General features: G+C 66.0%; 13 protein-coding genes. 8 read left to right on the top strand and 5 right to left on the bottom strand.

All coding sequences use genetic code 11. From position 1 onward, the window contains the following. Nucleotides 1-144: 144 nt before the first annotated feature. From ACCD07_RS01070 to ACCD07_RS01080, 3 genes are all read right to left on the bottom strand, one after another. Entirely contained in the window at nt 145-1,242 is a 1,098-nt protein-coding gene (locus ACCD07_RS01070; protein WP_413446253.1) for an ABC transporter substrate-binding protein, read from the bottom strand. A 31-nt stretch (nt 1,243-1,273) separates the two neighbouring features. Further along, nucleotides 1,274-2,245, bottom strand: coding sequence for a Bug family tripartite tricarboxylate transporter substrate binding protein (locus tag ACCD07_RS01075; protein ID WP_176652061.1), 972 nt, complete (start codon nt 2,243-2,245; stop codon nt 1,274-1,276). 87 nt (nt 2,246-2,332) lie between these two features. Beyond that, nucleotides 2,333-3,397, bottom strand: coding sequence for a porin (locus ACCD07_RS01080; protein WP_176652062.1), 1,065 nt, complete (start codon nt 3,395-3,397; stop codon nt 2,333-2,335). Nucleotides 3,398-3,625: 228 nt separating this feature from the next. Here ACCD07_RS01080 and ACCD07_RS01085 point away from each other — a divergent pair, with 228 nt between their 5' ends. Genes ACCD07_RS01085 through ACCD07_RS01100 form a run of 4 tightly spaced genes read left to right on the top strand, consistent with a single transcriptional unit; the run spans nt 3,626 to nt 6,803 of the window. Next, on the top strand, nt 3,626-4,342 hold the full coding sequence (locus ACCD07_RS01085) for a response regulator (protein ID WP_176652063.1): 717 nt from the start codon (nt 3,626-3,628) through the stop codon (nt 4,340-4,342). Next, nucleotides 4,343-5,836 (top strand): sensor histidine kinase, encoded by a 1,494-nt coding sequence (locus tag ACCD07_RS01090; RefSeq protein ID WP_413446254.1) that lies wholly within the window; start codon nt 4,343-4,345, stop codon nt 5,834-5,836. Beyond that, the gene (locus ACCD07_RS01095) at nt 5,833-6,417 is read left to right on the top strand and encodes a CDP-alcohol phosphatidyltransferase family protein (RefSeq protein ID WP_413446255.1); all 585 of its coding nucleotides are present in this window, start codon (nt 5,833-5,835) and stop codon (nt 6,415-6,417) included. Before ACCD07_RS01090 ends, ACCD07_RS01095 begins: the two co-directional genes overlap by 4 nt. A 44-nt stretch (nt 6,418-6,461) precedes the next feature. Next, on the top strand, nt 6,462-6,803 hold the full coding sequence (locus tag ACCD07_RS01100) for a ribonuclease E inhibitor RraB (protein ID WP_176652068.1): 342 nt from the start codon (nt 6,462-6,464) through the stop codon (nt 6,801-6,803). Here the strand turns inward: ACCD07_RS01100 and ACCD07_RS01105 are convergent, their stop codons facing one another. Further along, nucleotides 6,804-7,091, bottom strand: coding sequence for a YciI family protein (locus ACCD07_RS01105; protein ID WP_413446256.1), 288 nt, complete (start codon nt 7,089-7,091; stop codon nt 6,804-6,806). 134 nt (nt 7,092-7,225) lie between these two features. After that, complete coding sequence (locus ACCD07_RS01110) at nt 7,226-9,139, bottom strand: methyl-accepting chemotaxis protein (RefSeq protein WP_413446257.1); 1,914 nt, start codon at nt 9,137-9,139, stop codon at nt 7,226-7,228. A gap of 178 nt (nt 9,140-9,317) precedes the next feature. On the opposite strand from ACCD07_RS01110, the gene ACCD07_RS01115 reads away from it, so the two are divergent. From ACCD07_RS01115 to ACCD07_RS01130, 4 genes are all read left to right on the top strand, one after another. After that, nucleotides 9,318-10,742 carry a sensor histidine kinase gene (locus ACCD07_RS01115; protein WP_176652071.1) on the top strand — a complete coding sequence of 475 codons (1,425 nt, stop codon included), beginning with the start codon at nt 9,318-9,320 and terminating at the stop codon, nt 10,740-10,742. Then, the gene (locus ACCD07_RS01120) at nt 10,732-11,334 is read left to right on the top strand and encodes a hypothetical protein (protein WP_353405344.1); all 603 of its coding nucleotides are present in this window, start codon (nt 10,732-10,734) and stop codon (nt 11,332-11,334) included. Before ACCD07_RS01115 ends, ACCD07_RS01120 begins: the two co-directional genes overlap by 11 nt. Beyond that, on the top strand, nt 11,331-12,752 hold the full coding sequence (locus ACCD07_RS01125; protein ID WP_353405342.1) for a sigma 54-interacting transcriptional regulator: 1,422 nt from the start codon (nt 11,331-11,333) through the stop codon (nt 12,750-12,752). The genes ACCD07_RS01120 and ACCD07_RS01125 overlap by 4 nt, the downstream gene beginning before the upstream one ends. A gap of 206 nt (nt 12,753-12,958) precedes the next feature. Further along, on the top strand, nt 12,959-13,285 hold the full coding sequence (locus ACCD07_RS01130; protein ID WP_176652074.1) for a BON domain-containing protein: 327 nt from the start codon (nt 12,959-12,961) through the stop codon (nt 13,283-13,285). Nucleotides 13,286-13,366 lie beyond the last annotated feature (81 nt).

Consider the following 13,366-nt stretch of genomic DNA (forward strand, 5'->3'; position numbering starts at 1 on the left):
TTTTTTCTTCCCCCCCCCCCCCCCCCCACCACCCCTCCCATTCGGGCGGCCCGGTCCTTTTTTTAAAACCCCCCCGTTTTTCCCCCCCCGGGGTTGGGGGGGGGCGCCGGGGCGGGCCCCCCCGCCCCCCCCCGGCGATACGGATTACTTCTTGCCTGCGGTTTCTTTCCACTGCTTGAGGAAAGCCATGCGCTTTTGCGGGCCCAGGAACTGCAGCACGATAGGATGGACCGGCACCGGCTTGACGTTGTCCTTGCCGATCTGCTTGATCAGGTCCGCCGAGGTGGTCTCGCCGGTGACGTCGGCGCGGATCGCGAACAACTTCGAATCGTTGGCGATGATGGTCTGGCCGCGGTGCGACAGCATGTAGTCCAGCCACAGCTTGGCGGCGTTGACGTTCTTGGCGGCCTTGTTGATGAAGAACACGCGCGACAGGATCAGCGTGTAGTCCTTCGGCAGCACCACGCCGATCGACGGGTCGGTCTTGGCGCGCACCAGCGCGTAGGAGCCCAGCACGTTGTAGCCGATCAGGTTCTCGCCCGACGAGATACGCTCCATCATCGTGCCGGTGGACGACTGCACGCGCACCTTGGCTTCGCCGAAGGCGTTTTCCAACTCCAGGAACTTCGGATTCTCGCGCGCGTCCTGCGTCATGAACATGAAGCCGACGCCGGATTTTTCGATGTCGTAGGTGGTGACCTTGTCCTTGAATTTCGGCTGCAGAATCAGCTTGGCGAAATCGGCGTGCGTCTGCGGCACTTCCTTGGCGTCCACCAGGCGCTTGTTGTAGACGATGGCGGCCGGCTCGAACGTGGTGCCGTAGGCCTGGTCGTCCCATACCGCCCAGCCGGGGATCTTGGCCGCTTCCACCGACTTGTACTTGAGCGCGTAGCCGTCCGAGGCCAGGCGCATCTGCAGGTCCATCGCGGACGACCACATGCCGTCTGCCGTGTTGCCGCCGGCGGCAACCTCGGAGATGAAGCGGTTGTACACCTCGGTCGAGTTCATGTCGTTGTACTCGACGGTGATGCCCGGGTACAGCGCATTGAAGTCCTTGATCAGCGGCGCGGTCGCCTTGCTGTCGGTGGCGCCGTAGAGCACCAGCTTGCCCTCTTTCTTGGCGCCGTCGATGATCTTCTGATAGTCGGCCGGATAGCCGGCGGGCACCTGCGCAAAAGCCGGGGCGGCCAGCGTCGCAGCAAACAGGGTGGCGCATGCAGCGGCCAAAGTGGTCTTCATCATCTTCGTCTCCAGTTCTTATATGTTTGTTTGATCAGCGCACCAGACCGAGTTCGGCGGCGCGCCTGCCGTAATCGTCCACGGCCTTTTTTACGTACGCTCCCAGCGCGTCGCCGGTCAGCCCAAACGGGAACAGCCCCGACGCCGCGCGCATTTGCGCGAACTGCGGACTGGCCAGCACCCGGTCGAAGTTCGATACCCAGTGCTGATAATCCGCGTCCGACACTTGAGGCCCCATCCACACGCCGCGGATGATGGGCCACACCACATCGATGCCCTGCTCGCGCGCCGTCGGCACATTCGCCAACACGCCCGGCAGCCGGTGTTCGGCCAGTATCGCCAGCACCCGCGTATTGCCGCTGGCCGCATACAAGGTCGCCTCGCTGGCATCGCCGGACACCACCTGCACCAGATTCGCGTGCATCGCGGCGAAGGCTTCGCCGCCGCCTTCCAGCGCCACGAAACGCAGCACCTTGGGATCGACGCCGGCGGTCTTGACCACCATCGCCATCTTCAGCCAGTCCTGGCTGCCGATGGTGCCGGAGACGCCGATCAGCACCTTCTGCGGATGATCCTTCAGCGCCGCCACCAGCTCGCCCAGCGTCTTGTAGGGCGAATCGGCGCGCACCGCGATCATGCCGTAGTCGGCGCCCAGCGCCGCCACCCAGCGCACATCGGCCGCCTTGGCCTTGCCGAACTTGCCCTGCGCCAGATTGAGCAGCGAGCCGCCCGAAAAAGCCACCAGCGTGTTCGGTTCCGCGCGCCGCTGCGACACCAGCGAATGCCAGGCCACCGCTCCAATGCCGCCCGGCAGATAGCTGATGTGCATATCCGACGGCGGCGGGTTCGGCGACCCGCGCAAGCCCTGCAAACCCTTTTGCGCCAGCTTGCAGGTGAGGTCCATCGCCCCGCCCGGCTTGGACGGCACGATGCACTCCAGGCTTGCGGCCTGCGCTGCCGCGCCCAGAAAAAGCGCGGCAATCAAAGCCAGCAAAACTTTAGTCATCTTGTAGGTATCTTAGAACGGTGAAGCTTTCAAAGCGCTTTCAGGACGCGGCGTTTTGAAGAAAAACGCCGCGTCCTTTTCCTTGGCTTAGAAGCGGTGCTGCATGCCGACGGTCACACCGTGCTGGGTGGTGCCGTAGCCGGCGTCGTCGCGCGACAGGCCGGTCAGCTGGCCATTCTTGGCCTTGACGTAGGCGGCCGACACATGCAGGTCGGTGCGCTTGGACAGTGCGTAGCGATAGCGCGCCACGTACATGGTCGGGTCGGCGTCCTTGCCGGCGGCGACGTTCTTGACGTTCATATGATAGATCGCGCCGGTCAGCGTGGTCACGTCGTTGGTCTTGTAGGCGACGCCGGCCCAGGTGGTGGTGGCATCGACATCGGCCGTCAGGGCCTTGCCGGCGACGAGTTTGTAGTCGCGCACCACGCCCCACAGCTTCAACGGGCCGTTCTCGTAGTTGGCGCCCAGGTGCCAGACGGTGTTCTTGTCGCGGTTGCCGGTGGCGGCCACGGTGTTGCCGTTGTTGCGCTCCCAGGTCGCCATCAGGTTGGCGCCGCCGATTTTGTAGACGCCTGCGAAGCCGACCTTGGCGCTGTCCTGCGTGCCGGTGGTCTGCTCACCCGCCGCGTAGTTGGCGGCAAACTTGAAGTCGCCGAAGGTGTTGCTGTACTTGATGATGTTGTCGTAAGCGGTGGTGAAGCCGTACTTGCTAGGGCCGGTGGCCGGACCGGAAGTGGCCCACGAGTAGTACGGTGCGAAGCCCATCGGATCGAAGGAAATCACGGTGTCGTACACGCTGGTGAACGAGCGGCCGAGAACGACGCGGCCGAACGAACCTTCGAGGCCCACGGTGGCCTGACGTTTGAACAGCGGGCCGTCGGCGGCGCCGGTGTCCATCAGGATGCCGCCTTCCAGGTTGAATACTGCTTTCAAACCGCCACCCAGATCTTCGGTGCCACGCAAGCCCCAGCGCGAGGTGTTCATACCGCCGGAAATCACGCTGGTCTGGCTGCCGCCTGTTGGTGTTTTGTTATTGGCGACTTCAACGCCCATGTCCAGCAGGCCGTAGACCTGCACGTTGGTTTGCGCCTGGACGGCGCCACTTGCTGCGGCCAAAGCCATGACTGCGAGGGTCAATGCGGATTTCTTCATGTTGTCTCCAGAGGATATAGTTATTTGTGATGCCTGATTTTTGTGATCAGGCTGTCACTATAGGAGTCGCTTCCTTTCAATTGCCTTTCACTGGCATTTCATTACCACATCGGCGCGGATACCTGTCGTCCATGCACCACAAACCAGGCGAGGGCTTCCCTTTTGCGGCGCCTGAGACCATGATTCTGGCCTTACACTGAACTTATTTCATATTGTTGGCAAGAACTTATGCGCATACTGTTAGTTGAAGACCACACTGAGCTCTCACATTGGCTGTCGAAGGCGCTGCGCGACGCCAACCTGACGGTTGAATGCGCGGACAACGGCGCCGACGCCGACGCCCTGCTGCACACGCAGGATTACGCGCTGGTGATCCTGGACCTGACCCTGCCGCGCATGGACGGGCTGGAAGTGCTGAAGCGCCTGCGCGCGCGCGGCGCCCCGCGCGGCCAGACCCCGGTGCTGATACTGACCGCCCGCGGCGGCCTGGAAGACCGGGTGCAAGGCCTGAACCTGGGCGCCGACGACTATCTGGCCAAGCCCTTCGAACTGGCCGAGCTGGAAGCGCGGGTCAAGGCTTTGCTGCGCCGCAGCGTCGGCAACGAGGCGCTGGTGCACAACTGCGGCGCGCTCAGCTTCGACACCGTCACCCGCATGTTCACCTACGCCGGCAACGCGCTGGCGCTGACGCCGCGCGAACACGCGGTGCTTGAAACGCTGATCACCCGCGCCGGCCGCGCCGTCTCCAAGGAGAAGCTGTTCGACGAAGTCTTCGCGCTGGCCGACGACGCCAACCTCGACGCCATCGAACTGTACATCCACCGCGTGCGCAAGAAACTCGACATCGCCGGGCCGGATGCCGCCGTCATCACCACGCTGCGCGGCATCGGCTACCTGCTGCAGCCCCGCCCCGCCTCGGCTACGCCTTCCACCCCAGCCGGTTAAATGGCGCTTTCCGGCACACTCCATCGCCTGATCGGTCCCGGCGCGCCGCTGGGCAGCCTGCGCGGCCAGCTGCTGCGCTGGCTGCTGGGCCCTTTGCTGGTGCTGGTGGCGCTGAACACCGTCTCGGTCTACCGCAACGCACTCGACGCCGCCGATGTCGCCTACGACCGCTCGCTGCTGGCCTCCACCCGCGCGCTGGCGGAGCGCGTCTCCATCGTCGACGGCAAGGTGGTGGCGGACGTGCCCTACGTGGCGCTGGACAGCTTCGAGACCGACACGCTGGGCCGCATCTACTACAAGGTCACGGGGCTCAACGGCGAGACGGTGTCCGGCTACGGCGACCTGCCGGCGGTGCCGGCCAACGTGCCGCGCTCGGAAGCCTATCCGGCGCTGGTGCGCTTCTATCACGCCAGCTACAACGGCCAGCCGGTGCGCATCGCCGCGCTGCTGCAGCCGGTGTACGACGACTCGATGCGCGGCATCGCGCTGATCCAGGTCGGCGAGACGCTGGAGGCGCGGCGCGGCCTGTCGAACCAGATCCTGTTCGACACGCTGGTGTGGCAAGCCTTGCTGCTGCTGGCGGTGGCGCTGCTGGTATGGTTCGCGGTGCGGCTGGTGCTGCAGCCGTTGATGCGGCTGAAAATCGCGGTGGAGACGCGTAGCCTGAACGACTCGTCCGACGTCGATCCGACGCTGGTGCACAAGGAGGTGCGGCCGCTGGTGGCGGCGATGAACAGTTCGCGCTCGCGGCTGCACATCCTGATCAGCAGCCAGCGCCGCTTCATCGCCGACGCCTCGCACCAGCTGCGCACCCCGCTGACGGTGCTGAAGACGCAGGCCGAACTGGCGCTGCGCGAATGCGACCGCGCCGGCGCCCATCCCGACGAGACCAAGGCGGCGCTGCGCGAGATCGTCCACAGCATCGCCGCCACCACCGACTCCACCGTCAATCTGGCCAACCGCCTGCTGACGCTGGCCCGCATCGAACATGGCGGCAACGCCGACGGCGCGGCGGCGCAATCGGAACCGGTGTCGCTGCGCGACATCGCGCGCCAGGTCGGGCTGGAGATGGCGATGGCGGCGGTGGCCAAGCAGATCGACCTGTCGCTGGAGGCCGAGACGGAATGCGTCGTCGACGGCCAGGGTCTGCTGCTGCACGAGATGATCGCCAACCTGGTCGACAATGCCTTGCGCTACACGCCGCAGGGTGGCACGGTGGTGCTGCGGGTGGCCCAACGTGGCGGCGGCGTGACGCTGGAAGTCGAAGACAGCGGCCACGGCATTCCGGCGTCGGAGCGCGAACGCGTGTTCGCGCCGTTCTACCGCGCCGCCGCCACGCTGGAGCGCAATCCGGGCGGCGCCGGCCTGGGCCTGGCCATCGTGCGCGACATCGCCAGCCTGCACGGCGCCGCCATCACGCTGTCCGATGCCGCCGGCGGCCAGGGGCTCAAGGTCGAGATCAGGCTTCCCGCGGTGGCTTCAGCGTCGAAATGATGGCTGCGGCGATCAACCTGATTCCCGTCTCGCTGACGGCGCTGCGCGCGCTGCTGGCGCCGGTGGTGGTGGTGCTCGCCCTCTACCATCCCAGCGGCGCCGCGTTCGGCGCCTGCCTGGTCGCCGCCTTCCTGTCGGACGTATTCGACGGCATCATCGCGCGCCGCCTCGGCATCGCGACACCGAACCTGCGCCGGCTCGACAGCGTCGCCGACTCCATCTTCTACCTCGCCGCCGTATTCGCCGCCTGGCACCTGCACCCCGGCGCGATCCTCGACCATGCGGCCGCGCTGGCCGTGCTGGCCACGCTGGAACTGGCCCGCTACGCCTACGACCTGCGCAAGTTCGGACGCGAAGCCAGCTACCACATGTGGTCCTCGAAACTGTGGGGCATCTTCCTGTTCGCCGGCTTCTTCGCGCTGCTGGTGCTGGGCCTGAACGGCACGGCCGTGGCGCTGGCCATCTACATGGGCATCGTCGCCGATGTTGAAGGCCTGGCCATCTCCGTCATCCTGCCGCGATGGCAAACCGACGTGCCTTCCTTCGTCCACGCACTGCGCCTGCGGCGCCTGCTGCGGTAAAATGTACGCCACATCGCGGTAGCACCATAACAAGGACGTAGAAAATGATCACAAAAGAAGAAATGGTCGAGCTGTTTGCCGACATGAAGCAGAACGCGCCGTGGGATATCGCCAAGCCGCTGTTGTGGGGCTACTTTTTTGCCGACCCGACCAAGAGCAAGCTGGAAAGCGCCGCCGCGCTGCTGATGGCCAAGGGCTACAAGACCGTCGGCATCTACGACTCGAAGCCGGAAGCGGATACGCCGGCGCTGTGGTGGCTGCACGTGGAAAAAGTCGAGAAGCACACGGTCGACACGCTGCACGCACGCAACCAGGAGTTCTACAAATTCGTCGAGGAACAGCAGATCGAAGCCTACGACGGCATGGACGTCGGCCCGCCCGCCTGATTACAACAACTCGGCAAGCGCCGGCTGGTGCTTGGTGGCTTCGAACTCCGTCACGCGATAGCTGGCGATGCCGTTCCGAGCGAACGGATCCTGCGCCAGCAATGCATCCAGCTCCGGCCGCGACACCCGGCCGCCAACCACGATCACGCCACCATCGCGCGGATTCTTGGGGCCGGATGCGATAAAGATCCCGCGCACATAATGCTCATCAAGAAACGCGCGATGCGCTGCCAGATGCGGCTCAATCTCCGCCAGCGGTTTCAAATAAGTCAGGTCAACGATGTACATGGGGCAGAATTCCAATCTAATTTGACGACAAGTCTCGAATGAACGTCCGCACCCGATAACGACCCAGTATAGCTAACTTGTTGAATCGCTCAAAGAGGTCGGCCGGAACCTGACGATCATGCCGCGCCTCCAGCCTAGCGCAGGGCCAGCCGCGCCGCCATGCCGCCGCGCGGTTCGTCTTCCAGCTTGAACACGCTGACCACCTGCGCCAGGTGGGCCGCCTGTTCCTGCAGCGAACCCGCCGCCGCGGCGGCTTGCTCCACCAGCGCGGCGTTCTGCTGCGTGGTGCTGTCGATTTCGGTCACCGCCAGGTTCACCTGCGCGATGCCTTCGCTCTGCTCGTGGCTGGCGGAGACGATCTCGCCCATGATGCTGGTCACCTGCTCCACTGACGATACGATCTTGCTCATCGTGGCACCGGCTTCGTCCACCAGCACGCTGCCGGCGTCGACCTTCACCACCGAATCGCCGATCAACTCCTTGATCTCCTTGGCCGCCGAGGCCGAGCGCTGCGCCAGGTTGCGCACCTCGGAAGCGACCACCGCGAAGCCGCGTCCCTGCTCGCCCGCGCGCGCCGCCTCGACCGCCGCGTTCAGCGCCAGGATATTGGTCTGAAAAGCGATGCCGTCGATGACCGCGATGATGTCGACGATCTTGCGCGACGAATCCTTGATCGACACCATGGTCTGCACCACGCGCCCCACCACCTCGCCGCCCTGGGTGGCGAAGCCGGACGCCGACTGCACCAGCTGATTGGCATGCTTGGCGCTCTCGGCGTTCTGCGTCACGGTCGCCGTCAACTGCTCCATCGCCGATGCAGTCTCCTCCAGGCTGGAGGCCTGCGCCTCGGTGCGCGACGACAGATCCAGGTTGCCGCTGGCGATCTCGCTCGATGCCGTGGCGATGGTCTCGGTGCTGTCGCGCACCTGGCGTATCGTGCCGTTCAGCGAGGACACGAAGCGGTTGAAGCCGTGGGCCAGCGCGCCCACCTCATCCTCGCTCTCGACCGTCATGCGGCGGCTCAAGTCGCCGTTGCCGTCGGCGATTTCGCCCAGCATGTGCGCGGCGCGCGCCACCGGTGCGGCAATCGCCCGGCTCACCAGCAGGATCACCAGCATGCCGACGCCGCCGCCGACCAGGCCGCCCACCAGCGCCGAAATCGTCACCGAGCGGGTGACGGCACCCAGCACCTCGGCCTCCGGCACTTCGGCGATCACATACATATTCAGCTCCGGCACGAACGACGAGGCCACCAGCCGCTTGCCGTCCGGCGCCTTGTAGCTGGCGTTGGCGTAGCGTTCGCCGGCCAGCAGCTTGGTGCCGAGTTCGGCGTTAAAGCCCGGCAAGTCCTTCATGAAGTGCTGGCCGTCCGCCAGCGCGGCGTCGCGGTGCACGATCAGCATGCCGTTCGGCCGCACCAGGTACACGAAGCCGGAGGCGCCCACCTTGTATGTGCGGATGGTCTCGGCCAGCTTGTCGACCGCCAGCCCCAGGCTGGCCACGCCGATCTTGCCGTCGCCGGCGTCAAAGCGGGTGTTGATGAAGACGTTGTATGCGGTGGCGCCCGGTTCCTTGTCCAGGTTCAGCGAATACGGCTTGCCGCCGGCGAGGAAGCTGAAGAACCACTGGTCGGCCGCCGCGCCCTTGTCCAAGGTGCGGCTGTAGCCCTTCTCGTCGAAGTACCTGCCGGTGCTGCCGGATACCCACGACACGGCGGCCGCCTTCATGGTTTTCTTCATGCTGGCGGCGTAGGCGGTCCAGGCCGGCAGGCCGGTGTCCGGCAAGCCGGCTTTTTCCCAATCCAGCAGGAAGGTATTGGCGCCGATCGCCAGCGTGGCCGACAGCGGCTCGCCGATCTGGCGCAGGATGTCGTTGCGGATCTCGCCCACCTCCGCCGGCAGTTCCGTATTGACCACACGGTCGCGGATACTGTTGCCGGTCATCACCACGCTCAGCGTTGCCGAGATCGCCAGGAACAGCAACAGGCAGGCGCCCATGCTGACCATCAGTTTTTGCTGTATCGACAGGCGGCGCAGAAGACTAGCCATAACATTCCCCAAAGGTTAAATCGGCGTTATTACATTTGAAATTCAGCGTAATCGAAGTCAGTTGCCATGCGCAACAGAAAATTCCGCTGCTGTGCGGAACTGCAACGCCCCCAATCGAACAGGCTGTAGGGGCGCTTTCGCCATATCATTCAGCCAATATAGATACTATTCAACGACGATGCTCTCGAAACTCTCGTTTCGCCAATTGCTGCTGGGCGTCTTCCTGCTGATCGCGGTGCTGCTGAGCGCGGCTTCCCTGCATGCCCTGTGGACGCTGGACCGGCTTGCCGCGCACAGCCGCGACAGCGGCCGCCATGCGCTGGCGCTGACCGAAAACACGCAGCAGCTGGCCGAACGCAGCGTGGCGATGACGCGCAGCGCGCGCCAGTTCCTGGTGCTGGACGACCCGGCCTTCCGCAAGCGCTACGCCGACGCCTGGCGCGAGGCGCGCGCCGCGCTGGACGCGGTGGCGGCGTCCCTGCCCTACACGCCGGCCGCCACCTTCGACCTGTGGCGCAGATCCGGTGAGCAGGCCTGGGACTTGTTGCAGGCGCCGGCGCGACCGCGCTCGTCCGCACGCCAGCAGGCGCTGGAAAAAGTGCTGGCGCCGCTGCCCACGGTGAACGCCCGGCTGGCCGACGAGGTCAAGCAGGAAGTCGAGCGCCGCAACAGCGAACTGCTGGGCGAGCTGGACCAGCGGCGCGCCGTGCTCAAGGCGCAGGTGCTGGGGTCCATCGTGCTGGCGGCGCTGCTGGCCGGCGGCTTCGGCCTGTGGCTGTCGCGCCCGCTGGCGCAAATCGAAACGGCGATCGACCTGCTCGGCGAAAACCGCTTCGACCACGCGATCGAGGTGCGCGGCCCCAGCGACCTGCAGCGCGTCGGTCAGCAACTGAACTGGCTGCGCCAGCGGCTGGCCGACCTGGAGGCGGACAAGGCGCGCTTCCTGCGCCACATCTCGCACGAGCTGAAGACGCCGCTGGCCGCGCTGCGCGAGGGGGTGGCCCTGCTGGAGGATGGCGTGGCCGGCGCGCTGTCGCCCAACCAGCGCGAGATCGCCGGCATCTTGAACCAGAACACGGCGGCGCTGCAGTCGCAGATCGAAGCGCTGCTGCGTTACAACGCGGCCACCTTCGACGCCCACCACCTGCAGCGCCATCCGGCCGACATGGCGGCCTTGCTGCAGCAGGCGATCGCCGCGCAGCGGCTGCAGTGGCAGGCCGGCGGCCTGACCGTCAGTACCGAAGGCAAGGCGCGCGCGATCGCCGTCGATGCCGACAAGCTCGGCGTGGCGATCGGCAACCTGCTGTCGAACGCGGTGCGCTTCAGCCCGCAAGGCGGACTGATCTCCTTCCGCCTCGGCGAGCGGCACGGCAGGCTGCTGCTCGATTGCGTCGACCAGGGGCCGGGCGTGGCGCCGGACGACGCGGCGCGCATCTTCGAACCGTTCTACCAGGGACAGCGCCAGCCGCCGGGCGCGCGCCGCGGCAACGGCATCGGCCTGTCCATCGTCCACGAATACGTCGCCGCCCACGGCGGCGCCTTGCAACTGTTGCCCGCCGAACGCGGCGCGCATTTCAGAATCGAATTGCCCTATGAAATATGATCATCCTCGCGCCGCCTTGCGGCCCCCGCTGCTGCTGATCCTGTTGCTGCTCAGCCTGTCGCTGGCCGGCTGCAGCCTGAATTCGCCGATGCCGGCGCCGCCTCCGCAGATGGAAGTCAACCTGCCGCCGCCACCACCGGTGCAGGAAGTGGCGCCGCTGGCGCCGCCGGACGAAGTCGGGCCGCTGCTCAGCTACCACCAGCAACTGCGCAAGATGAGCCAGGGCGACATGCTGAAGGAGCTGAGCGGACTGGGCTTGCAGCAGCGCAGCCCGCGCGTGGCGGTGCAGATGGGCATGGTGCTGATGCTGACGCGCGGCAGCGGCGACCTGGCGCGCGCCCAGGCGCTGCTCGACAGCGTGGCCACCGCCACCGACACCGAATCGGCGCCGTTCAAGGCGCTGGCGCAACTGCTGTCCAGCAACTGCGCGGAAACGCGCCGGCTGGCCGACCATGCCGACAAGCTGCTGGTGCAGCAAAAGGACAGCCAGCGCCGCATCGAACAGCTGAACGACATGCTGGAAGGCCTGAAGACCATCGAACGCACGCTGCCGGCGCGGCCTGCGCCCGGCCCGCAGGCGGTGATCAAATGAGCGCCGCGCAAGCTCCTGCCGCCAGCCAGGGCGCCCACCTGCTGCTGGTCGACGACGACGCCGACCTGCTGCGCCTGCTGTCGATGCGGCTGGGCGCCAACGGCTACCGCGTCACGGCGGTCGGCAGCGCCGAGGCGGCGCTGGCGCGCATGGCCATCGAGCTGCCTCGTCTGGTCATCAGCGACATCCGCCTGCCGGACCGCGACGGCATGTCGCTGTTCCAGGAAATCCGCAGCACCTGGCCGGCGCTGCCGGTGATCCTGCTGACCGCCCACGGCACCATCCCCGACGCGGTGGAGGCGACCACGCTGGGCGCCTACGCCTACCTGACCAAGCCGTTCGACGCCAAGCTGCTGCTGGAGCGCGTGGCGCAGGCGCTGAGCCTGTCCGCCCCCGATCCCGGCGCGGCCAGCGGCGACCACGCCTGGCGCGCCGGCCTCATCAGCCGCAGCCAGGTGATGGACGAATTGCTGGCCGAGGCGCGGCTGGTGGCCGCCTCCGACGCCAGCATCCTGATCCGCGGCGAAAGCGGCACCGGCAAGGAGCTGCTGGCCAACGCCATCCACCGCGCCAGCCGCCGCAGCAAGGCGCCGTTCATCGCCGTCAATTGCGGCGCGATACCGGAGCCGCTGCTGGAGTCCGAGCTGTTCGGCCACGTCAAGGGCGCCTACACCGGCGCCGTCGCCGCCCGCGAAGGCCTGCTGCAGGCGGCCGACGGCGGCACGCTGTTCCTCGACGAGATCGGCGACATGCCGCTGCTGCTGCAGGTCAAGCTGCTGCGGGTGCTGCAGGAGCGCGTGGTGCGCCAGCTGGGCTCGGACGTCGCGCGGCCGGTCGACGTGCGCATCCTGTCGGCCACCCACCGCGACCTGGACGCCGCCATGCTCGAAGGCCAGTTCCGCGAGGACTTGTACTACCGCCTCAACGTCATCACGCTGACCCTGCCGCCGCTGTCGCAGCGGCGCGAGGACATCGCGCCGATGGCGACCCAGTTCCTGCTGACGCTGGCCGCCAAGTACGGCAAGACGGTGCGCGGCTACGCCCCCGGCGCGCTGGAGGCGCTGACCACGGCCGCCTGGCCCGGCAACGTGCGCCAGCTGTACAACGTGATCGAACACGTGTGCGCGCTGGCCACGGCGCCGCTGGTGCCGCTGTCGCTGGTGCAGCGGGCCTTGCGGGTGCCGTCGCTGGAGGTGCTCAGCTATACCGAGGCCAAGCAGCGCTTCGAGCGCAACTACCTGGTCCAGCTACTGAAACTGACCGACGGCAACGTCGCCGACGCCGCCCGCCTGGCCGAGCGCAACCGCACGGAGTTCTACCGCCTGCTGCAGAAATACGACCTGGATGCCAGTCTCTTCCGTAGCGATTCCAGCCTTGTCGCCGCCGAGCGACAGGAAGAACCCCTTAAGAATCAATAACTTGGCGATTGGCGGCCGGAGCTTGTCGCCAAAACCCGACAAAATCGCGGCAATATGGCCTGAAATGCCATGCCAACCCGCTTTCCAGCAGGAAAATCGCACTTAAGCCATTGAATTAAAAGGGAATATCAGAGCTGGCACGGGGTTTGCTGAGGATAGGGTAACGTCACTGACGTTTCACCCTAACTTGAAAAAGGAAGCAAATCATGATGACTACCAAACTGATCGCCCGCCTGATGGTTGCCGCCACCCTGACCGCCGCTGCCGCCACCGGCACCGCCTTCGCCCAGACCGACGCCGCCATGGCCGGCGCAGCCAAGACCGGCGCCGCCACCAACGACGACGCCATCACCAGCAAAATCAAGGCTTCCCTGGCTGATCAAAAACAAATCGGCGTGACCACCACCGACGGCGTGGTCGTTCTCAGCGGCTCGGTAGCCAGCACCGATGTCGGCACCAAGGCGATCCAGGTCGCCTCGGCAGTGCCAGGCGTGAAAGAAGTGAAAAGCGAACTGACGGTCGCTTCGAAGTAATCGCAGGACAGCCGCGGCAGCGATGCCGCGGCGGCAGCACCGAGTTAATAGGAGTAGGACCCTTTGCCGGACAGCGTGCGT

The sequence above is a fragment of the Duganella sp. Dugasp56 genome, assembly GCF_047304105.1.
Lineage (GTDB): Bacteria > Pseudomonadota > Gammaproteobacteria > Burkholderiales > Burkholderiaceae_D > Rugamonas > Rugamonas hordei.

Coding starts and splice junctions, on each gene's coding strand:
- ACCD07_RS01090 (WP_413446254.1), top strand. CDS start 4,343: ATGGCGCTTTCCGGCACACTCCATCGCCTGATCGGTCCCGGCGCGCCG.
- ACCD07_RS01115 (WP_176652071.1), top strand. CDS start 9,318: ATGCTCTCGAAACTCTCGTTTCGCCAATTGCTGCTGGGCGTCTTCCTG.
- ACCD07_RS01125 (WP_353405342.1), top strand. CDS start 11,331: ATGAGCGCCGCGCAAGCTCCTGCCGCCAGCCAGGGCGCCCACCTGCTG.
- ACCD07_RS01100 (WP_176652068.1), top strand. CDS start 6,462: ATGATCACAAAAGAAGAAATGGTCGAGCTGTTTGCCGACATGAAGCAG.
- ACCD07_RS01105 (WP_413446256.1), bottom strand. CDS start 7,091: ATGTACATCGTTGACCTGACTTATTTGAAACCGCTGGCGGAGATTGAG.
- ACCD07_RS01070 (WP_413446253.1), bottom strand. CDS start 1,242: ATGATGAAGACCACTTTGGCCGCTGCATGCGCCACCCTGTTTGCTGCG.
- ACCD07_RS01130 (WP_176652074.1), top strand. CDS start 12,959: ATGATGACTACCAAACTGATCGCCCGCCTGATGGTTGCCGCCACCCTG.
- ACCD07_RS01095 (WP_413446255.1), top strand. CDS start 5,833: ATGATGGCTGCGGCGATCAACCTGATTCCCGTCTCGCTGACGGCGCTG.
- ACCD07_RS01085 (WP_176652063.1), top strand. CDS start 3,626: ATGCGCATACTGTTAGTTGAAGACCACACTGAGCTCTCACATTGGCTG.
- ACCD07_RS01110 (WP_413446257.1), bottom strand. CDS start 9,139: ATGGCTAGTCTTCTGCGCCGCCTGTCGATACAGCAAAAACTGATGGTC.
- ACCD07_RS01120 (WP_353405344.1), top strand. CDS start 10,732: ATGAAATATGATCATCCTCGCGCCGCCTTGCGGCCCCCGCTGCTGCTG.
- ACCD07_RS01080 (WP_176652062.1), bottom strand. CDS start 3,397: ATGAAGAAATCCGCATTGACCCTCGCAGTCATGGCTTTGGCCGCAGCA.
- ACCD07_RS01075 (WP_176652061.1), bottom strand. CDS start 2,245: ATGACTAAAGTTTTGCTGGCTTTGATTGCCGCGCTTTTTCTGGGCGCG.